General features: G+C 73.4%; 14 protein-coding genes. 3 read left to right on the forward strand and 11 right to left on the reverse strand.

The annotated features are described in order from the left end of the window. Positions 1–25: 25 nt before the first annotated feature. The 10 genes from CLT72_RS06885 to CLT72_RS06930 form a co-directional block, all read right to left on the reverse strand. A complete protein-coding gene (locus CLT72_RS06885) occupies positions 26–2,491 on the reverse strand; it encodes an ATP-binding protein (protein WP_101410090.1) in 2,466 nt (821 codons plus the stop codon). Positions 2,492–2,616: 125 nt separating this feature from the next. Continuing rightward, positions 2,617–5,037 carry a carbohydrate-binding module family 20 domain-containing protein gene (locus CLT72_RS06890; protein ID WP_101410092.1) on the reverse strand — a complete coding sequence of 807 codons (2,421 nt, stop codon included), beginning with the start codon at positions 5,035–5,037 and terminating at the stop codon, positions 2,617–2,619. Between the two features lie 262 nt (positions 5,038–5,299). Continuing rightward, positions 5,300–6,229 carry an ROK family protein gene (locus CLT72_RS06895; protein WP_250102254.1) on the reverse strand — a complete coding sequence of 310 codons (930 nt, stop codon included), beginning with the start codon at positions 6,227–6,229 and terminating at the stop codon, positions 5,300–5,302. Positions 6,230–6,269: 40 nt separating this feature from the next. Further along, positions 6,270–7,727, reverse strand: coding sequence for an argininosuccinate lyase (locus CLT72_RS06900; protein WP_101410094.1), 1,458 nt, complete (start codon positions 7,725–7,727; stop codon positions 6,270–6,272). A 63-nt stretch (positions 7,728–7,790) separates the two neighbouring features. Continuing rightward, entirely contained in the window at positions 7,791–8,744 is a 954-nt protein-coding gene (locus CLT72_RS06905) for an amidohydrolase family protein (RefSeq protein ID WP_199184502.1), read from the reverse strand. After that, a complete protein-coding gene (locus CLT72_RS06910; RefSeq protein WP_250102251.1) occupies positions 8,741–9,679 on the reverse strand; it encodes a creatininase family protein in 939 nt (312 codons plus the stop codon). The genes CLT72_RS06905 and CLT72_RS06910 overlap by 4 nt, the downstream gene beginning before the upstream one ends. Continuing rightward, a complete protein-coding gene (locus tag CLT72_RS06915) occupies positions 9,676–11,469 on the reverse strand; it encodes an ABC transporter permease (protein WP_486484194.1) in 1,794 nt (597 codons plus the stop codon). The genes CLT72_RS06910 and CLT72_RS06915 overlap by 4 nt, the downstream gene beginning before the upstream one ends. After that, the gene (locus CLT72_RS06920) at positions 11,466–12,539 is read right to left on the reverse strand and encodes an ABC transporter ATP-binding protein (RefSeq protein ID WP_101410098.1); all 1,074 of its coding nucleotides are present in this window, start codon (positions 12,537–12,539) and stop codon (positions 11,466–11,468) included. The genes CLT72_RS06915 and CLT72_RS06920 overlap by 4 nt, the downstream gene beginning before the upstream one ends. A 92-nt stretch (positions 12,540–12,631) precedes the next feature. Then, positions 12,632–13,681, reverse strand: coding sequence for an extracellular solute-binding protein (locus CLT72_RS06925; RefSeq protein WP_101410099.1), 1,050 nt, complete (start codon positions 13,679–13,681; stop codon positions 12,632–12,634). 52 nt (positions 13,682–13,733) lie between these two features. Continuing rightward, the gene (locus CLT72_RS06930) at positions 13,734–14,897 is read right to left on the reverse strand and encodes an ROK family protein (protein ID WP_101410101.1); all 1,164 of its coding nucleotides are present in this window, start codon (positions 14,895–14,897) and stop codon (positions 13,734–13,736) included. A gap of 418 nt (positions 14,898–15,315) precedes the next feature. On the opposite strand from CLT72_RS06930, the gene CLT72_RS06935 reads away from it, so the two are divergent. Further along, complete coding sequence (locus CLT72_RS06935; RefSeq protein ID WP_101410103.1) at positions 15,316–18,012, forward strand: sugar-binding protein; 2,697 nt, start codon at positions 15,316–15,318, stop codon at positions 18,010–18,012. Between the two features lie 102 nt (positions 18,013–18,114). Here the strand turns inward: CLT72_RS06935 and CLT72_RS06940 are convergent, their stop codons facing one another. Beyond that, complete coding sequence (locus CLT72_RS06940; protein WP_101410105.1) at positions 18,115–18,876, reverse strand: sulfite exporter TauE/SafE family protein; 762 nt, start codon at positions 18,874–18,876, stop codon at positions 18,115–18,117. A gap of 193 nt (positions 18,877–19,069) precedes the next feature. On the opposite strand from CLT72_RS06940, the gene CLT72_RS06945 reads away from it, so the two are divergent. Both CLT72_RS06945 and CLT72_RS06950 read left to right on the forward strand, forming a co-directional pair. Next, positions 19,070–19,447 (forward strand): SCP2 sterol-binding domain-containing protein, encoded by a 378-nt coding sequence (locus CLT72_RS06945; protein ID WP_144082206.1) that lies wholly within the window; start codon positions 19,070–19,072, stop codon positions 19,445–19,447. Continuing rightward, complete coding sequence (locus tag CLT72_RS06950; RefSeq protein WP_101410109.1) at positions 19,440–21,524, forward strand: glycogen debranching N-terminal domain-containing protein; 2,085 nt, start codon at positions 19,440–19,442, stop codon at positions 21,522–21,524. The genes CLT72_RS06945 and CLT72_RS06950 overlap by 8 nt, the downstream gene beginning before the upstream one ends. The last annotated feature ends 11 nt before the right edge of the window (positions 21,525–21,535 follow it).

Consider the following 21,535-nt stretch of genomic DNA (forward strand, 5'->3'; position numbering starts at 1 on the left):
AGTGGCTCTGGTCTCGACGCCGCGGTCAGGAGGACCGCGCGGGCGCCGAGCGCAGCCTGGCCCGGATCCGCTCGGCGTCGGAGTGGCCGAGTTGCTCCAGGATCCCCAGCGCACCGCGCCAGGCGCGGCGGGCGGGCTCCGGTGCTCCGGCGGCGCGGTGGCTGTCGCCGAGATGGGTGAGCGTCGTCGCCTCGTAGTAGCGCTCCGCCGCCTCCCGCCACAGCGCGAGCGCGTTGCCGTAGCAGCGGATCGCCTCCGCCTGCCGCTCCAGCCGGTAGTACACGTAGCCGAGGCTGTCCCAGGTGTGCGCCTGCCAGTACCGGTTGCCGACCTGCTGTTGCAGGACCAGCGCCTGCGTGCAGTGCTCGAGCGCCTGCTCGTAGTCGCCGAGCTGGCTGTGGTACCAGCCGATGTTGTTTAGCGCGTTGGCCTTCCCGTTGGTGTTCCCCGCCGCCGTGAACAGGCCGAGGGCCTGCTGCGCGTGGTGCAGCGCCCGCTCGTACCGGCCCTGACGTTCGGCCACGATGCCGAGGTTGAGGTGGGCCCGGGCGCTGCCGATCGCGTCGCCGAGGTCGGTGTAGAGCCCGAGGGACCGGTGCAGGTGGGCCTCGGCCCGGTCGTGGTCCTCCAACCGCAGGCAGGCCACGGCCCGGTTGCGGTGGGCCCGGGCCTCGCCGTCCCGGTCGGCCGTCCGCGAGGCGGCGAGCAGCGCCCGCTCCTGGACCGCCAACTGTTCCTGCCAGGCCCCGAGACGATCGAGGTACGTGTTGACGGTCCAGGCGAGCTGCCAGGCGTGCGTGTCGAACCGGGCGTCCGTGGCGAGGCCGACGACGGCCAGGAGCACCCGGTGCTCGCTGGTCAGCCAGCGCCACGCCGCCGTCCGGTCGGTGAGCGCGGTGACCGCCGTGCCCGCGCGGGCCGGGGCGGGGCTGATCGGGTCCCGCTGGTCGTAGAGGAGCACGTCCGCGGCGTACGCGGTGTGCAGGTAGTAGTCGAGCAGCCGCCCGACCGCCTCCCGGCGGGCCTCCTCGGGCTCGTGCCCGGCGACCAGCTCAGCCGCGTAGGCGCGCAGGAGGTCGTGCAGGACGTACCGTCCCGGTAGCGGCTCGGAGACCAGGTTCGCGCGGACGAGCGCCGCCATGCTCCGCCCCGCCCGCGCCACCGCCACGCCGGCGAGACTCGCCAGCGCCGGCACGCAGACCTCCGGCCCGGGGTGCAGCCCGAGCAGCCGGAACGCCCGGGCCGAGGTGGCGTCCAGGTTGCGGTACGACCACGAGAAGACCGTGCGGATGTCGGCGGCCGCGTCGCCGTGGCTGAACCGGTCGAGACCGCCCGGGCCGGTCAGCTCGTCGGCGAGCCGGCCGAGGCCGAGGCCCGGCTGGGCGGCGGCCCGTCCCGCCACGATGGCAAGCGCGAGCGGCAGCCCGGCGGCCGTCCGGACGATCCGGTCCACCGCGTCCGGCTCGTCGCCCACCCGGTCCGCGCCGAGGCGCCGCGACAGCAGCTCGTACGCCTCGCTGCGCGACAGCGGATCGAGCAGGAGCGGACGGGCCCCCTCGATGGTGAGCAGCCCCGGCAGGTGCCCCCGGCTGGTCACCACCACCAGGCACCCCGGCGAACCGGGCAGCAGCGGGCGGACCTGGTCGGCGTCGCCGGCGTTGTCGAGCAGCACGAGCACGCGCCGGCCCGTGAGCAGGCTACGGAACAGCCCGGCGCGGGCGGCCGGTCCCGCCGGGACGCGCTGCGCCGGCACGCCGAGGGCTTCGATGAACTCGCGCAGCACCTCCGCCGGGTCCGCCGGCCCGGTCGCGTCGAAGCCGCGGAGGTTGACGTAGAGCTGCCCGTCGGGGAAGCGGTCGGCGACCTGGTGTGCCCAGCCGACCGCCAGGGTCGTCTTGCCGACGCCGGCCGTGCCGCTGATCAGGCAGACCGTCGTCACGCCCGGTGCGCCGCCCTGGTGCGGCAGCAGGGTGGCCAGTGCGGCGAGCGCCGCCGTGCGACCCACGAAATGGGGTACGGCCGCCGGCAGTTGCCGAGGTGTCACCTGTCCGAGGATCTCGGCCGGCCGGTCTGCCGGGACGGGCGGCTCGGGTTGTCCGGCCGGTGCGGCGCCCCCGCCGCGGCGGCTGAGCTGGGCGTGGGCGGCGGAGCGCAGGCGATCCTCGGTACGGGCGGCGTCGGCGATCCTGAGCAGCCGCCAGTGCGCCGCGTCCCAGTGGCCCAGCTCCGCCAGCTCGGCCGGCAGCCGGACACCGACCCGGTCGGCGTGCGCCCGGCAGGCGGTGACGAAGGCGACGACGAACGACCACTCGGGCAGTGACTTGGCGTTGAGCTTGTCGCTCAATGTCGAGCGCGCCAGCGGCTGCCGCAGCGATGCCGAGATGGCGACCAGCGTGTTCAGCGAGGGGGCGCCGCAGAGCTGCCGCAGGCGCCGGAGTTCACCGGCGAACCAGGCCAACGCCTCCTGCGCCTCCCGGCCCGGTTCGCTCATCCGTCTGCACCCCTCCGCGCCGGACGAGCGTACCAACGCATGGAAGGCTCCCGATGTCCTGCGCACCGCCACGTCGGCCGGACGGCAGGGTGACCGGCCCCGGGCGGGGCCGGCCACCCGGTGGCTCAGCGCCAGGTGTCGGTGCGGGTGCTGATGCCGCCCGCCGGGGTGGTGAAACTCCGGTTGCCGCCGGACTCCCAGGTGACGGAGCCGTCGGGGTTCTTCTTCAGGTACTTGTACTCGACGGCGGTGTTCGGCGGCAGGCTGACGGTGGCCCGCCAGACGGGGTAGTCGGCCGGGGACAGCGCGACGGCGTTCGCGGGGTTCCAGCCGCCGAGGGCGGGCAGGTTGCCGACGACGTACACGTTCTGGCCGAAGGTGGTGGTGGCGGTGGCGTGGAAGGCCGTGGCGACCGGCCCGGCGGTGTCGCCGCGGAAGGTCTCGGTGACGGTGAGGCTGCCGCCCGACGGGGTGGTCAGGCTCCGGTTCGCGCCGGACTCCCAGGTGACGACCCCCGCCGCGGTCTTCTTGAGGAACTTGTACTCCACCGTGGTGGACCGGGGCAGGTCGACCACGCCCCGGAAGACCCCACCGGCGGCGGGCAGCCGCACGGCGTTCGCCGGCGCCCAGGTGCCCAGCGCCGGGACGCTGCCGACGACGTAGACCTCCTGCCCGGCGGCCACGGAGGCCGTGACGGTGAACGTCGTGGCGACGCTGTCCCCCACGGGTCCCGGCACGTAGGTGTCGGTCCGGGTCGTCGTCCCGCCTGCGGGGGTGGTGAAGGTGCGGCTGGTGGCCTCCTGCTCGACCACCGTGCTTCCGCTCTTGACCAGGTACCGGTAGGAGACGGCGGTGGCCGCCGGCAGGTCGACCGTCGCCGTCCAGGCGCCGGTGGCGGTGCGGGTGAGCGGCACGGAGGTGCCCGCGTCGCCGCTGCCGAGCGCGGGGGTGTCACCCACCAGGTGCAGCGTGCGGTCGGCGGGCAGCGAGGCGGTCGCGGTGAAGGTGGTGGCGACCTTCGCGGCGGGGCCACCGCGGGCGTTGGCGTGGATGGCGACCGCGCCGTTGGCGGGGATGGTGACGGTGGCCCGCCCGCCGGTCACGGTGACCGTGGCGCCGGTGCAGCCGGCGGCGGTGGCGGCGCCGGAGATGACGTCGCAGTACGCGCCGTCGGCGAGGCCGGTGACGAACTGGGCGGTGCTGGCGGCGGCGGAGTCGTTGATGCCGATCCACCCGCGGTCGCCCCGGTGGAAGCCGACGACGTTGCTGTTGACGACGGTGAAGTCCGAGATGGTCTTGACGTTGCGGGCGGTGTTGGCCCAGCCGACCATGCCCTTGATCCCGGTGGACCGGGTCAGGCAGGTCCAGGCGCCGCCGCAGACCGTGTCGGTCACGTGGCCGCTGCCGGTGGCCGGCGGCGACTGGTTGCGGTTCGACCAGGTGAAGCTGTCGTAGACGGAGGGCTTGCCGTGCGGGTAGGCCAGCGCGAAATAGTTGGCCAGGGTGTAGTCGCTGCCGTTCTTGTAGGACAGCACCACCCCGTCACGTTCCAGGTCGTGGTTGGTGACCATGGCGAAGACGTTCGCGCTGGGCGCGTCGAGGTTCCAGTTCGCAATGTTCGCGAGGTTCGCGATCGAGCCCTGGAAGCTGGAGCGCAGACCCTTGGCGTACGCGAAGTCGAGCACGTCGCCGTTGCCGATGAACGCCCGGGCCTTGAGCGCGTCGTTCGAGGCGCCGTCGAAGATCTCCTGGGCGACGTACGGGCGCTTGTTCTCCGCGACCGTGTTGTTCAGCTTGCCGAGGATGGCCGCGAAGTCGGCCTTCTTGACGTGCTTGACGGCGTCGACGCGGAACCCGTCCACGCCCAGCCCGATCAGGTCGTTGAGGTAGGCGGCGATCTTGTTGCGGACCTGTTCCTTCTCGGTGTAGAGGTCCGACAGGGAGAGCAGTTCGCAGCTGGTCACCTGGGACTCGTTGTTCCAGTCGGTGATGCCGCCGGAGGTCGGGCAGTTGTCGCCGGGGTGGTGGAAGTCGCCGTAGCCGTACGGGACCGCCGGGTAGTCGTAGCCGGTGAAGGTCGTGCCGGCGTAGCCGACGGTGCCGGCGGGGTTGTTGACGCCGGCCATGTGGTTGACGACCGCGTCGACGTAGACGCGTACGCCGGCGGCGTGGCACGCGGTGACCATGGCGGCGAACTGCTGGCGGTTGCCGAACCGGCTCTCCAGCTTGTAGGACACCGGCTGGTACACCTCGTACCAGGGGTGGACCCCGTCGGCGGTGTCGGGCAGGCTCACCGACTCCTGCGGCGGCGCGACCTGGACCGCGCCGTAGCCCGCCGGGCCGAGGTGGTCGGTGCAGGCCGCCGCGACGGAATTCCAGTTCCACTCCCACAGGTTCGCCGTCACCTCGCTGTCGTTGAGGGCGACGGCGGCGCGGGCGGGCTCGGCGGTGCTCGCCACGAGCGGGGTGGCGCCGGACGCGACGACGGCGGCGGCGAGGAGCAGGCGGGGGATGCGTGCGCGCAGGGGCGGTTTCGATCGTGCCATGACAGAAGGACCTACTTCCGGGGACGAAGAGGCACTGACGAGAGGGGACGGCCGTCCGCGTAGCAAAGACAATGCTCGATCCCCGGCAGGCTCTGCAATACCTTGCAGCAAACTTCTCGAAATTTCATGGCAACATTGCCGAAGCCCGCCATCGGCGTTGGCCATAGACGCCAAAAGCCGTGAAGCCGGCGATCCATGGTGGATCGCCGGCTTCACGGCTTGCAAGAGCTTGCAGCGCCGGGAGGATGCCCGGCCGGCGCCATCAGCGGGGCGTCGGCACCGCCTCGCGGGCGAGGATGACCGCCCCCAGCAACGCGGCGTCGTCGGCGAAGCGCGACAGCACCACCTCCGGCGGGTACGGCAGGACCGCCGCCATCCGCTCCCCCAGCAGGGTTCGGATCAGCGTGTTGCCGGCCACCCCGCCGACCAGCACCACCCGCTGCGGGTCCAGCAGCAGGCAGCAGGTGACCAGGTGCCGGGCCAACTCGTCGGCCCGGGCCGTCAGCGCGTCCCGGGCCGCGCCGGGCCGCTCGGCCGCGGCGGCCAGGCCCCGCGCGCCACCGGCCACGCCGAGCGACTCGGCGAGCCGGTCCAGCGCCCGGCCGGAGAAGCCCAGCTCCAGCATCGTGCCCGGCCACGGACCCCCGGCCACGGCGTACCCGATCTCGCCGGCCGCCCCGTGGTGACCGGCCAGCACCGACCCGCGCACCGTGACCGCCGCCGCCACCCCGGTGCCCAGACCCACCACCAGGCCGGGATCGGCGTCGCGGAGCGCGCCGAGCCGCAGCTCGGCCAGGGCGGCGGCGTTGAGGTCGTTGTCGACCGCCACCACCGGCACCGCCAGCCGGTCGCGCACCGCGTCGGCCAGGCGCAGCCCGTCCCAGCCGGGCACGTTCGGGGCCAGGTCGATGCCGTCGGAGCGGACCACGCCGGGCGAGGCGATCCCGGCCGCCGTGACCGGGGCGCCGACCTCCCCCACCAGCTTCGCGGCCAACTCCAGGGCGCGGTCCAGGGCCTGCGGGGCACCCCGCTCGGCGTACGTCGGGACCCGCTCGCGGGCCAGCAGCCGGCCGTCGGCGCCGGCCAGCCCGACCGCCATCTTGGTGCCGCCGAAGTCGATGCCGAGCAGCACGCCCGCGTCGCCGGCCGGCGGCGCGGGCTGGGCGGCCCGGCCGGCCAGTCGCACGCTCACCGGGCCACCCCCGCCGTCCCGGCCGCCGCGTCGCGGGCCCTCATCGGGCCGCCCCCCGCGCGGCCACGGCGTCCAGCGCCTCGTCGGCGGCGGCCAGCCGGGCGCGCACGCCGGCCAGCCGGGCGGCGACGGTGTCGAAGGTGCCGCGCAGCACCGCCACCTGGGCGCGCACCGCGTCCGCGCCGGGGCCGTCGACCTGGGCGCGGTCGAGCACCAGCTCGGGACGTACGGCGGCGGCGATCAGGTCGGCGACGGCCGCGTCGGTCAGCCCGTCGGCGATCCCGTCGGCCGCCGCCCGGACGCCCTGCGCGGTCCAGGTGGCCGGGGCCCCGCCCCGGACCAGCCGGCCGACCACCGAGTGGGCGGCCCGGAACGGCACCCCGTGCCGGGTCAGCGCGTCGGCCGCGGCGGTGGTGGTGGCGCCGGAGGCGACGATCTCCTCGGCCGACGGCGGCTCCAGCGGCTCGACCTCCGCGAGGAAACCGCCGAGCAGGGCGAAGAACCGGTCGGTGCGGTCGTTGCTCTCCCAGAGCCGCACCTGCACGTCGGTGGTGGCGTTGTTGGAGTCCTCCCACCAGGCGGCGCCCACGTTGTTGAGCACGCTGGCAGCGTCGGCGGCGGTCGCGCCGGCCATCGAGACGAGGTGCTCCAGCACCACCGGGTTGCGCTTCTGCGGCATGATGCTGCTGCCCTGGGTGAAGTCGCCGGGCGTGCTCACCCAGCGCCAGCTCAGCCAGTCCATCAGGGTGCGCGCCAGCCGGGCGCCGGTCGCGAGGGCCTGGGCGTTGAGGGTGCCGACCCGCACGAGATGGTCGGCGCCGGCCACCGCCTCGTACGAGTTGGTGACCAGGCCGTCGAAGCCCAGCAGCTCCGCCACCCGGGCGGGGGCGATGTCCAGGTCGGTGCCCGCGAAGGCGCAGGAACCCAACGGCGAGGTGTTGAGCTGGTCGATCAGCTCGGCGTAGGCGACGGCCTCACCGGCGAGGGCCTCGGCGTAGCCGGCGAGGGCGTGCCCGATGGTGGTGGGCTGCGCCGGCCGGCGGTGGGTGTAGCCGGTGATCACCACGTCGGCGTAGCGGTGCGCGGAGTCCAGGGCCGTCGCGCCGGCGGCGAGCACCCGGTCGAGGACCCCGAGGAGCTGGTCGCGCAGCAGCATCCGGAACACCCCGGCGTCGAGGTCGTTGCGGCTGCGGGCCATCTGCACGTCGAGCTCGGAGGTGGGGATGCCGCACGCCTGCGCCAGCCGCTTCTCCATCAGGTAGTAGGTGTCCTCGAAGGTGCCGTCGAACTGCGGCGCACCGGCGGTGTCGGCGCGCAGTTCGGCCAGCCCGCGCAGCAGCCGGGCGCCCCGCTCGGCGGGCACCAGCCCCTGCTCGACCAGCATCACCACGTGGGCCTGGCTGGCGCGCACCATCGCCGGGAAGAGGTACCCGACGTGGTGGTCGTAGGTCGGCCGCAGGTGGTGCCGCTGGTAGGTGGTCAGCGCGGGTATGCTCATGACGGTCTCTACTTCCTTCCGTGCCGGGCGCGGCGCCGCGCGCCGCGCCCGGGCGTCAGCCGGTCAGTCGTCCAGGCCGAGCAGGCGCTCGGCGTTCCCGGCGAAGATCGCGCGTAGGTGGTCGTCGGGCAGCCCCAGCTCGCGGCAGATCCGCAGCTGGTCGTCGAGGTAGCGGGTGACGTAACCGCGCGGGAACCACGACGAGTCGCTGCCGAACACGATCCGGTGCGGGCCGATGGTCTCGTAGCAGCGCCGGAACAGCTCCTCCAGCGTCAGCTTGTACGGCATCCAGCGCACCCACTGGTTCGACCCCGAGGTGTCGACGTGGATGTTCGGGCAGCCCCAGGCGGCGAAGAGCAGGTCCTGCACGTGCTGGACGCCGAAGTGCGGCACCACCACGGCCAGCTCGGGGAAGCGGCGGGCCATCCGGGCCAGCTCGTCCGGGCCGCCGTAGCGACCGTGGGACAGGCCGCCGGCGCTGCCGTAGTGACCGATGTGGATCAGCACCGGCACGCCGAGTCGCTGGGCGGTGCCCCAGAGCGCATCGAGTGCCTCGTCGTCGAGCGGGCCGCGCAGCAGCGGGGCGAACAGCTTCAGCCCGCGCAGGCCGCGCTCGGTGACGGCGCGCTCCAGCTCGGCCGCCGCGCCGGCGCCGTACGGGTCGTGGTGGGCGAAGCCGAGCAGCCGGTCGGGGTGGCGATCGACCACGTCGGCGACGGTGTCGTTGCCGCCGCCGGTGACGAAGACCGCCCGGCGCACGTTCACCGCGCGCAGCTCCTCGGCCCAGCGGTCCGCCTCGTCCTGCCAGCGCTCGGCGGGCGGTTCCGGGTCGGGGAAGCCCCACGCCTGCCGCCACTGCCGCGCGTACGGGGCGGAGCCGGCGGCGCGTACGGCCCGCTCGTGCTCGCCGCCGGGGTGCATGTCGGCGGCGTGCTCGCAGGCCCGGATCGTCTCGTCCGCGCCGATGCGGAAGTGCAGGTGGAAGTCGACGACGTCCAGTCCGCGGTCGACGGTCACGGCGCCTCCTCGGGCTCGGGTCCGCCGGCGGTCGCCCGGGTGGGCGTGGGGCCGGTCGACGCCTCGGTGGGCAGGGGGGCGTCGGTGGGCGGGGCGGGCGGCGGGGCGGCCACCCAGGCGGCGATCACCTCGCGCAGCCGGGCGCCGGCGAGCTGCCGGACGCGGCGGCCGGCCTCCTCGCCGGCCAGCGAGATGTGCCCGGACCAGCCCTGCCACGGGTCGGGCCGGGACTCCACCAGCACGTACGGGTGGGTGACCGGCAGCTTCGGCTTCGGCGGCAGGTCGGCGACCGCGTCGAGGCGTACCGCGCCGGGGTCGAAGCCGAGCACGCCTGAGGTCTCGTACGCGCCGCCGTGCCCGCGCGCGGGCAGCGGCCCGTACAGCTCGGTGGTCTCGGCCGGAGTGACCAGCTGGAACCAGTTGACCAGCAGCAGGCTCGCCGTGCGCCGTCCGGAGACCCACTCCATGGCGGCCCGGACCGTGGACATGTTCGCGTCGTGACCGTTGACGATCAGCAGCCGGGGGAACCCGGCGGCGACGATCCCCTCGATCACGTCGGCGAGGTAGCCGACCGCGATCTCGGGTCGGATCGCCACGGTGCCGGGCCACGGCCGGGTCTGGCCGGGGCAGGCGGCGTACGGCACGGCGGGAAAGAGCACCCCGCGCGGGCCCGCCGCCGTCGCGCGACCGCCGGCCGGGGTGGTCGCGGCGCCGTCTCCGGACGGCCCCGCGCCGTCGCCACCGAGCGCGCTCTCGGCGGCGAAGCCCTCGGCGAGGATCAGGTCGGTGCCGAGCGGCAGGTGCGGGCCGTGCCACTCGACCGCGCCGACGGGCAGCACCGCGAAGTCCGCCGCCCCGGCGACCGCCGCCAGCTCCCCGCCGGGGATCCGGGCGGCGGGGACCAGCCCACCGCCCGTCGGCCAGGCCGCGCTCACGCCGTCCACCGGGCCGCCTCCCGACTGGAGCGCCGGCCGCCTTCCAGCCGACCGGAGACCACCATCACCACGAAGATCAGGACAACCTGGAGCATGCCGTACGCGGCGGCGGTGCCGATCTCGAACGAGTACATCCGGTTGTTGATCTCGACGGAGATCGGCGCCGTCTCGGAGGTGTAGATGAGCACGGAGGCGACGAACTCGCCGACGCCGTGCACGAAGGCGAGCAGCGCGCCGGCCACCACGCCGGGCAGCATCAGCCGCAGCGTGACGGTGCCGAACGCCCGCCACCAGGACGCGCCCAGGTTGCGCGCCGCCTCCTCCAGCGACGGGTCGATCTGCGCCAGGGTCGCCGAGCTGGAGCGGAACACCAGCGGCAGGAACCGCACGAAGTACGCCAGCGGCATGATCCAGAAGGTGCCGATCAGCACCTGCCCGAAGCTGAACGCGTTGCCCGTGCTGAACGCCGAGATCAGGTTGATCGCCACCACCGTGCCGGGCAGCGCCCAGGCCAGCATGACCGCCACGTCCAGCAGGCCCCGGCCCCGGAAGTCCAGCCGGCGCACCGCGTACGCGATGAGCACGCCGACGACGACGCAGGCGACGGTGGCGATGAGGCTCATCTGCAACGAGTTGAGGATCGGCTGGAACGCCGCCGGATCGGAGAAGATCGTGACGAAGTTCTGCGTGGTGTACGCCGCCGGGATGACCTCGGTGGTCCAGGAGCCGTCCTCGGAGAACGCGACCAGGGCGATGGTCGCCACCGGCGCGAGCAGGACCGCGGTGGCCAGGACCGAGGCGGCCAGGGCGAGCCACTTGCCCAGCGGGTTGGTGATCTCGCGGCGGTGCGCGGCGACGCCCTTGGACTGGGAGCGGTAGCTGCGCCGCCCCTCGTACCAGCGCATGCCGAGCAGGAACAGCACCGAGACCACGCCGAGCACCGAGGCGTACGTGGAGGCCATCGGCAGGTCGCCGTTGGTGCGGTTGATGTAGATCTGCATGGTCATCGTCTGGTCCACCCCGAACAGCAGCGGGGCGGTGTACGACGCCAGCGAGGTCATGAACACCAGCAGCGAGGCGGAGACCAGCGCCGGGGTGAGCATCGGCAGCAGGACCGTGCGCCACACCCGCACCCGGCCGGCGCCGAGGTTGTACGCCGCCTCCTCCACCGACGGGTCCATGCCCGACAGCGCGGCCGAGGCCGACAGGTAGAAGTACGGGTACATGGTGAAGGTGTGCACGACCAGCACCCCGGCGATGCCGCTGAACGGCAGCACCGGGTTCTCGGCGCCGAAGAGCTGCTGGAGGCCCCGCGGCAGGATGCCGGTCTCGCTGTAGAGCAGCTGGAACGAGATCGCCCCGATCAGCGGCGGCAGCGCCGCCGGCACCAGGATGATCGCCTCGATCAGCTTGCGGCCGGGGAACGAGAAGCGCTTGAGCAGGAAGGCCATCGCCACGCCGACGATGCCGCAGAGCAGCACGCTGGCCGCGGAGATGATCAGCGAGGTGACCAGGGAGGACCGGGCGACCCCGCCGCCGGTGACGAAGCTGCCGTAGTTCTCCACCCCGTCCACGCCGACGCTCTCGGCGAAGGTGGCGAACATCGGCTGCACCACGTACCCGAAGAGGATCAGGGCGAGCGGGAAGACCAGGACGTACGGGAACCAGCGCGAGCCGGTGCCGCCGGCGAAGCGGTCGGCGAGCCGGCGGCGTGGGCCGCGCGGCGGCGTCGGCTCGCCGGTGATCGGGGCGACGGTCGCCGGGCTGGGCGTGGCGGGAATGGTGCTCACGGACGCACCACCCACATCCGCTCCCGGTTGAGCCGCAGCCCGACCTGGTCGCCGGCGGCGATCCCGGCCGGCACGTCGATCGCGGCGACCTGCACGGACTCGCCGGCCACGTCGACCACGAGGTTGGTCGCCATGCCGGTGAACTCCACCTCGGTGACCCGGCCGGGCAGCGCGCCCGCCTCGGTGGCCGAGGTCAGCGCGATGTGCTCGGGCCGGACGGACACCAGCGCGGTCTCGCCCTGGCGCAGGCCGTGGTCGGTCGGGGCGGGCGCGACGATCTCGCCGCCGGCGGGCAGCCCCACGGTGACGCTCCGCGCGTCGGCGGCGACCACCGGCAGGGTGAGCACGTTGCTGCGGCCGATGAAGCGGGCCACGAAGCTGGTCGCCGGGCGGTGGTAGATCTCCTGCGGGGCGCCGATCTGCTGCACCCGGCCGGACTGCATGACCGCGATCCGGTCCGACATGGCCATCGCCTCGGCCTGGTCGTGGGTGACGTAGATGGAGGTCGTGCCGGCCTCGCGCTGGATGCGACGGATCTCGACCCGGGTCTCCTCGCGCAGCTTGGCGTCGAGGTTCGACAGCGGCTCGTCGAGCAGCAGGGTGCGCGGCCGGATCACCAGGGCCCGGGCCAGGGCGACGCGCTGCTGCTGGCCGCCGGAGAGCTCGTCGATGCGCCGGTCGCCGTAGCCGGCGAGGTGCACCTGGCCGAGCGCCTCCTCGACCCGCCGCCGCGCCTCGACCCGCCCGACCTTGCGGATCTTCAGGCCGTACGCGACGTTCTGCGCGACGCTCATGTGCGGAAAGAGCGCGTAGTTCTGGAACACCATGCCGGTGTCGCGCTTGTTCGGCGGCCGGCGCGTGACGTCCTCGGTGCCGAACCGGATCCGCCCGGACGTGGGGAAGTAGAACCCCGCCACCATCCGCAGGGTGGTGGTCTTGCCGCAGCCGCTCGGACCGAGCAGCGTGAAGAACTCCCCGGCGGCGATGGTGATGTCGACGTCGTCCACGGCCGCGGTGTCGCCGCCGCGCGCGAAGCGCTTGCTCACCGACTCCAGCGTGACATCGATCATGAGGTCCTCTCCTTCGTGCGGTACCGGACCTGGTCGGTCGTCAGGTGGGGGCGCGGGGGCGGGACGGGCCCGCCCCCGAAACGCCCGGGCGGTCAGCCCTTGTTCTTGATCTGGCTGTTCCAGTGGTTGATCCACTCGGTCTCGTTCTTGCCGATCACGTCCCAGTTGACGTCCAGCGGCTTGAGGTCGAGCTGGGCCAGCCACTCCGGCTTCTCGGCGATGTCCACGGCCGGGATCTGGTAGTAGTCCTTGGCCAGGTCGCCGCGCAGCTTGTCGTCGAAGAGGAACTCCATGAACTTCTGGGCGCCGGTGGTGTTGCCGCCCTTGACCGCGGCGATGCCGTCGACCAGCACCGGGGCGCCGGAGGCGGGCATCACGTAGCCGAACGGCATGTTCGACTGGTTGGCCTGGAGCAGGACGTCCTGCAGGTTCCAGGCGCTGAGCACGCCCTGCTGGCGGGAGAGCTTCAGGTAGAGGTCGGTCGGGTTGGCCGCGTACGCGCCGGTGTTGGCGTCGAGCTTCTTGAGCCAGTCGTAGCCGGGCTGCGGGTTGCTGCCGTCCGGGGACTGCCGCACGATCATCGACGCGTAGATCGACCGCATCGTGCCGGACGCGGCCACGTCGCGGATGATGATCTTGTCCTTCCACTCCGGCTTCAGCAGGTCGTCCCAGTCCTTCGGGGCCTGCTCCGGGGTGAGCGCCTTGTTGTTGTACATGATGACCTCGGGCAGCAGGATCTCTCCGAACCAGCGGCCCTCGGCGTCCTTGTACTTGGGGTCCATCTTCTCGGCGAACGCCGGCTGCCAGGACGTCAGCAGGTCCTCGCCGGCGCCGGCGGAGAGCCCCTGCTGGGTGCCGCCCCACCAGACGTCGGCCTGCGGGTTGGCCTTCTCGGCGCGGACCCGCTCCAGGATCTCCTGCGCGCCCAGGTTGAGGATCTCGACCTTGCCCTTGTACTCCGGGTACTTGGCCGTGAACTGGTCGACGACGTAGGTGGAGACCTTCTTGTCGCGGGCCGTGTAGATGGTCAGCTTCTCGGTGCTCGCGCCGCCGGCCGCGTCGTCACCGCCGCCGCCACCGCAGGCGGTGCCGGCGGCGAGCACGGTGGCGAGCGCACCGGCGAGGAGAAGTCGACGTCTCATGGGGTGTACCTCCGAGGGGTGTGGGGGGAACTGCGGTGTGCGTGGTGTGTGGTCAAGGGGCCGGCAGCAGGGTCGGCATCCCGGCGGCGGCCGCGGAGAGGGCGTAGCTGACCGCCCCGTGCAGCACCGCCCGGTCGCCGAGCACCGCCCGGCGTACCTCGGTGGTGCTGGGCGCGGCAGCCGCGACCAGCGCCTGGAGCCGGTCCACGGCGGCGTCGTCGAGGTGGGCGGCGGCACCGCTGAGCAGCACCCGCCCGGGATCGACGACGCAGACGCAGGAGACGATCAGCCGCGACCAGGCCGCGAGCACGTCGTCGAGGTAGGCGGCGGCCCGTTCGTCGGTGGCGGCCAGCGCCACCAGGTCGGCCACGGGCGAGTCCGGCCGCCGCCCGGGGGCGAGCGCCACCATCCGCTCGGCGATGGCGTTCTCCGACCAGCGGGCCTCGAACGGGCCAATCCCGTCGTGGCCACGGTCGGTCGGGTCCAGCGGCAGGAAGCCGACCTCGCCGGCGGCCCCGCCGGCACCCCGGCGGACCTGCCCGTCGAGCACCAGACCGGCGCCGATGCCGTCGGCCACGTGCAGCAGCAGCAGATCGGCGACGTCGCTGCCGGCACCGACGGCGTGCTCGCCGGCCGCCATCAGGTTCACGTCGTTGTCCACCACCACCGGCACCCCGAGGTGCCGCTGCACCGATTCCCCCACCGGCCGCCCCTCGACGAGGCCGACCGAGGGGGCGAGGCGCACCGCGCCGCCGGTGGAGACGCCGGGCGCGGCGATGGCCACCCCGCGCAGCGCCGGCAGGCCGTCGCCGGCGAGTTCGGGCACCGAGCGGCAGATGGTGTCGACGATGTCGCCGGCGAGCCGGACGGCGCGGTGGGCGATCACCGTGCCGTCGCTGTCGGCGATCTCGCAGCTGATCCGGGACGGTTCCAGGGAGACGGCGGCGACCAGCTCGGCCCGGGGGTTGAACTCCAGCATCGCCCGGGGCCGGCCGGTGCGGGACGTCCCGGGGCCGCGCTCGATGAGGTAGCCCTCGGCGATCAGCTCCCGCACGAGCGGGGTGAGCGTGGCGGGGCTCAGCCCGGTGAGCTCCGTCAGCTCGGCGCGCGAGAGCAGCCGCACCTGGCGGGCGGTGGAGATCACGGACAACCGCTTGATCTCCTTCGACCGCTCCCGGCTCACCGGGCTCGTTGGTGGTGTCACCACGTCTGTCACACTTCCTTCCTACGGCGAACGAACTATCGAGTCAAGTAACGAGACCGTCTCGTTACCTTGCGGCCTCCTCCGTGAGCAGCAGAAACGCCCCTTCTTCGCGCCCCGCGGGGGCGTCCGGCCGGGCGGCCTCACTGGCGACGCTCTCGCGACCAGCGGCGAGTTAGTTTCTTTCGCAAATTAAGAAAGACCTTGCAAAGCATTGACGGGCCGCCGCGCCGGTCCCTAGCGTCACCGGGCGAAGGCCTTCCAGTGTGTACGGACCCCCGTGCCGCTGCGTACCTGAGGTGACGCCGGCGCTCCTCGGGCCCGGCGCCCCTGCCCGCCCTCTCACCGTCCGACCGCGACCCCCCACGTCGACGCCCGCGCGTCCGATGTCGCCGGCCGCTGCGCGGACCACGCTGCACGCGAAAGGATCTGCATGCGTCTCAAGGCTTTCCTGCTACCCACGGCGCTCGCCCTGGCCCTGTCCGGGACACCGGCCGTGGCCCTCGCCGCCTCCTCCGACTCCCGGCCGACCGACACCGTCGACCTGGACGTCCTCTTCGTCAGCGCGCACCCCGACGACGAGGCCGGCAGCCTCGCCACCCTCGGCCAGTGGAAGGAGAAGCACGGCGCCAAGGCCGGCGTCGTCACCATCACCCGGGGCGAGGGTGGTGGCAACGCCGTCGGCCTCGAGGAGGGCCCGCCGCTGGGCATCATCCGCGAGCGCGAGGAGCGCACCGCGATCGGCCGCGCCGGGGTGGAGAACCTCTACAACCTCGACCGCGTCGACTTCTGGTACACCGCGTCGGCGCCCCTGTCCGAGCAGATCTGGGGGCACGACGACACGCTGGGCCAGATCGTCCGGGTGATCCGGCAGACCCGGCCCGAGATCGTCATGACGATGAACCCGTCGCCCACGCCCGGCAACCACGGCAACCACCAGCAGGCCGCCCGGTTCGCCGCCGAGGCGTTCCACGCCGCCGCCGACCCGAAGGCGTTCCCCGAGCAGATCACCAAGGAGGGGCTCACGCCGTTCCGGGCGGCGAAGTTCCTGCGTACCGGCGGCACCGGCAGCTCGCCGACCGGGCCGCAGTGCGCCGCCGGCTTCGTGCCGGCCGTACCGACCGACCAGGTCTTCGGCGTCTGGGAGGGTGCGCGCAGCGCCGGCGGCAAGACCTGGGCCGAGATCGAGGTCGACGCCCGCCGGGACTACGTCACCCAGGGCTGGGCCAACACCGCCGCCGCCCCCACCGACCCCGCGAAGATCCGCTGCGACTTCTACACCCTGGTCGACAGCCGCGTCCCGTACGACCCGGCGGACACCTCCCCCGAGGCGATCCTGCGCGGCTCGGTGCTGCCCCCGGCCGCCGGCGGGCTGCCCCGGGGCACCGAGCTCCACCTGACCGCCGACCGGTTCGACCTCGCCCCCGGGCAGAGCGTCGAGGTCACGGCCCACGTGCGGGCGCCGGGCAACCGGGCGCTCACCTCGCCCCGGGTCTCCCTGCGGCTGCCGCAGGGCTGGACGGCCACCGGCTCCGGCGCGGTGCGCGGCGCCGTACCGGCCGGCAAGGAGCGGACCGTCACCTTCACCGTGACCGTCCCCGCGGGCGCCGACACCAACGCCCAGCACCTCGTCGGCGCGTCCCTGACCACCGGGCAGGGCACCGGCCGCACGGACCGCGCGGTCCGGGTGGTCGCCGACGTACGCGGCACCCTGGAGCCGCTGCCCGAGGTGGGGCTGTTCCGCAGCTGGGCCGGCGACAGCGGCTACCCGCAGCTGGACACCCTGATCAAGCCTGTGCTGACCATCGGCTCCGGCAAGAGCCGGACGGTCCGTGTCGACCTGCGCAACCACGGCGAGACCGCCCAGAGCGGCACGGTCGCCCTCGGCCTGCCGGCCGGCTTCACCGCCGACGCGGCGACGAAGAGCTACGCCGCCCTCGCGCCGGGCGCGACCGGGGCGGTCACCTTCACCGTCACCAACAGCGACGCCAGCCTGCCGACCGCCAACGAGGGCGGCGACGGCGGCGACTACGGGATCACCATCACCACCACCAGCGCCGCCGGCAGCACCGTGGAGACCGGCGCCCTGGAGATCGTGCCGACCAGCGAGGTGCCGCACGCCGGGGGAGACCACGCCGTCGACGGGGTGGCCTCCCCCGGCGAGTACCCCGGTGAGGAACTGGACCTGTCCCGCATCTGGGAGGGGCAGGCCACCACGCCACAGGACGCCTCGGCCACCGGCCGCATCGCCTTCACCGAGGACGCGCTCGTCGTGTTCGTACAGGTCACCGACGACGTGCTCGGCAAGAAGGTGGTGCCGCAGGACTGCAAGCGGCAGCGGCGCACCGACAGCGTGGAGATCATCGTCGACCCGAAGGGGAACTCGACGGACACCTCCACCGTGTTCAAGGCGGGCATCTTCCCGGTCACCGACGACCCCGCCAACGGCGACCCGCCGTGCTGGCAGCGCGACGCCGACAACCGGCAGGGACCGGGCGCCACGACCGCCCCGGGGATGACCGTGGTCAGCAAGGTCACCGCGCCGTACACCGGCTACACCATCGAGGCGCGCATCCCGTTCGCGGTGCTGCCCGACGCGATCGACCCGGCGCAGATGGGCTTCAACGTGCTGGTGTACGACTCGGACACCCAGGACCTCAGCTCCCAGTCGCGGCTGGGCTGGTCCACCTTCACCGGCGTACGGGCCGACCCGTACCGCTACGGGCTGGTCACCCTGCCCGGCCTCACCCCGGCGCAGCGCCAGCCCAGCGCCCCGGTCATCCCGGACACCGCCGCCCGCAGCGTGCACAGCCCGCAGACCATCGCGCAGTCGGCGGCGGACGGCGTGGCGCCGGCCGCCGTGACCCGGCTGCCCGAGCGGGCGCTGCGGCTGACCGGGCAGCGGCAGGTGGCCGACGGTGTACGGGTGACCGTGCGGGCCGACCGCGCCGGCACGGTGTACCTGCACACCGCCGACGGCGACCGGTCGCTCGGTGAGCGCTCGGTGCAGGTGCGCTCCGGCCGTCCGGTGACCGTCGTGGTGCCGGCGACCGGTGGCACGCCCACCTCGGTCCTGGCCGCCTTCGAGGCCGACGGTGCCGCGCTCGCCCGCCAGGTCCCGCTGACCTGACCGGTGCGGGACGGGCCCCTGTCATCCGAACGGGTGGTGGGGCCCGTCCCGTCGTCGGTTCCGGGTCTCCCCTGCGGTCGGTCGAACGCGCGGCAGCGCGGTCTACAGGACGTTGCGCCCCAGCAGGAACAGCCCGAAGACCACCCCGAACGCGACGACCACCGCCCTGAGCGGGCCGCCGGGGAGTCTGCGGAGCAGTCGGGCACCGACGTAACCGCCGACGACCGTGGACGGGGCGAGGATCGCCACCCCCGCCCAGTTGACGGTGCCGAAGAGAACGAAGAGCACCACCGCCGTGAACGAGATGACGGCCGACAGCAGGTTCTTCAGGGCGATCGTCCTGGTGAGCGGTTCGTGCTGGAGGAGCGCCAGCCCGGCGACCAGCACGATGCCGAACCCGGCGCCGACGTAGCCGCCGTAGACGCCGGCCAGGGCGACGGACACCTGCAGGGCCGCCGGGTGCTCCCGACCGTGCCGCAGGACGGAGCGCCGCACCAGGCCGTCCAGCCGGCCCCGCAGGCCGAGGACGGCCGACGCGGCGATCACCAGAAACGGCACGATCGCGTCGAACACGCGGCTCGGCGTCACCAGCAGCAGCACCGAGCCGGCGACGCCCCCGACGACCGCCGCGGGCAGGACGCGCCGGACGTCCGCGCGGGGCGGCAGGTCCCGGTACCCTCCGGCGACGCTCGCCACGTTGCCGGGAAAGACGGCGACGGTGCTGGTCAGCTTGGCGGTGAGCGGCGGTATGCCGGCGGCGATCAGCGCCGAGAACGCGATCAGGGAACCACCGCCCCCGACCGCGTTGAAGGCACCCGTGGCGACACCGGCGGCGACGAGCAGCGTCGCCTGGATGGGATCCATCGGGTCCCAGGCTAGTGGCGTTGCCGGGCGGTGGGGCGGGTGTCGGCCGGGGCCGCCCCACCCGCCACGGTGGCGGTGCGGGGCCGACCGGCGGCGAGCGCCGCCGGTGGGGCCGCTTCGGCGAAGTTCACCTTCTCCGGGTGAGGCGGTGGCGGCGTCTCCGGGGAATCGTGGCCGGTGAGGAGGGGTCGCGATGGCTGATGCCACCCGAGATTTCTTCCACGGCCTCTCGCGCCGTGGGCACGACCGCCGGCTGAGGGTGATCGACGAGGGCAGCGTGCGCTTCGACATCAGCCGCGACGGCCGGACCGACCACTGGCTGGTCTCCATCGAGAAGGGCGACATCAGGGTCTCCGAGGAGGCGACGGCCACCGGCGGGGACGCGGTCGTCGAGGCGGACCGCGAGGTCTTCGACCGGATCGCCACCGGGGAGGCCTACTTCCTGACCACCGTGCTGCGCGGTGAGGCGACCGTGGCGGGCAGCCCCCGGCTCTTCGCGACCGTCCGGAAGCTGTTCCCGCCGCCGCCCGCCTCGGCCGACACGCGACGCCAGGGAGGAAGCCATGGATGACGAGCAGGTCGGCATCCTGGACGGCACGACCTTCATGGTCTGCGACCACGCCGGCGACATCGTCCCGTCGCCGGACACCCCGCTCGGGCTGTTCGCCCACGACACGCGCCTGCTGTCGAAGTGGGTGCTGACGATCGACGGGGAACGGTTGAGCACCCTGGCGATCGACGACATCCACTACTTCGAGAACCGGTTCTACCTGGTTCCGGGCCGCCAGGACGTCTACGTCAACAGCACGCTGTCGGTGCGTCGGATACACACGCTCGACTCCGGCCTGCACGAGGAGCTGTGCGTCATCAACCACGAGGACCGGCCGGTCGACCTGACCCTCCGGGTCGAGGTGGACGCCGACTTCGCCGACGTCTTCGAGGTCAAGGACGCGACGGCGCGGAAGAAGGGCCGGCACTACCGGCGCGTCGACGACGGCTGCCTCGTACTCGGCTACCAGCGCGACCGCTTCCGGCGGGAGACGATCGTCTCCGCGGCGACGCCGGCGGAACTGGACGACGACGGGCTGACGCTCAAGGTCCACCTCGAACCGCACAGCCAGTGGCGGACGCGGCTGACCGCCAAGCCGGACCTGCCGATGCCGCGAGGACTCGAGCGGCTCACGATCCCCGCGCGGACGACGCACAGCCAGGACAAGGAACGCCGGCTCAAGGACTGGCTGGCCGAGGCGCCCCGGCTGGAGTCTGGCTGGGAGCCGCTGCGCGGCGCGTACCGGCGCAGCCTCATCGACCTGGCCGCGCTGCGGTTCAGCCCCTTCCTCGCCGAGGACCGCAGCGTGCCGGCGGCCGGCCTGCCCTGGTTCATGTGCCTGTTCGGCCGGGACAGCATCCTCACCAGCCTCCAGACGCTGCCGTTCGCGCCCGACCTCGCCGCCACCACGCTGCGGGTGCTCGCGTTCCGGCAGGGCAGCCGGGTCGACGACTTCCGGGAGGAGGAGCCCGGCCGGATCCTGCACGAGATGCGGTACGGGGAGATGAGCGTGTTCGAGGAGACGCCGCACACCCCGTACTTCGGCAGCGCCGACGCCACTCCCCTGTTCCTGGTGCTGCTCGACGAGTACGAGCGCTGGACCGGCGACGTCGGGCTCGTCCGCTCGGTCGAACAGCAGGCGCGGGCGGCGATCGACTGGATCGACCACTACGCCGACCTGACGGGCAGCGGCTACATCTCCTACCAGCGGCGCAACACCCGCAACGGGCTGGAGAACCAGTGCTGGAAGGACTCCTGGGACGGCATCTCGTACCGCGACGGGCGGCTGCCCGGCTTCCCCAGGGCGACCTGCGAGTTGCAGGGGTACGCGTACGACGCGAAGATGCGCACCGCCCGGCTCGCCCGGGCCGTCTGGCACGACCCGGCGTACGCGGACCGGCTGGAGCGGGAGGCCGCCGACCTCAAGCGGCGGTTCAACCACGACTTCTGGGTCGCCGACGGCGAGTACATGGCCCTCGCGCTCGACGGCGACGGCCGCCAGGTCGACGCCCTGTCGTCCAACATCGGCCACCTGCTGTGGAGCGGCATCGTCGACGAGCCCAAGGCCGCCGCCCTGGTTCGCCACCTGATGTCGCCCGCGATGTTCAGCGGCTGGGGGGTGCGTACGCTGGCCGAGGGCTCGGGCCGCTACAACCCGATCGGCTACCACGTCGGGACGATCTGGCCGTTCGACAACTCGTTCATCGCCTGGGGGCTGCGCCGCTACGGCTACGCCGACGAGGCGGCCCGGATCGCCGCCGGGATCCTCGACGCGGCGGTCTTCTACGACGGCCGCCTGCCCGAGGCCTTCGCCGGCTACCGCCGCGACGAGACCAAGTACCCGGTCAACTACCCGACCGCGTGCAGCCCGCAGGCGTGGTCCGTCGGTGCCACCCTGCTGCTGCTGCGCACGATGCTCGGACTCAACCCGGTCGGCGAAGACCTTGTGATCAGGCCCGCTCTGCCCGCTAATCTCGACTTCGTGGCGCTGCTCGACATTCCCGGGCGGTGGGGGCGCCTCGACGCGTACGGCCGAGGGCCGGCCGGCGCGGGCGGACGGGGCCACCAGCCGGCGCCGCAGCAGCTCTCCGCCCCATGACGGGAGGGACG

This window comes from Micromonospora sp. CNZ309, from assembly GCF_002846525.1.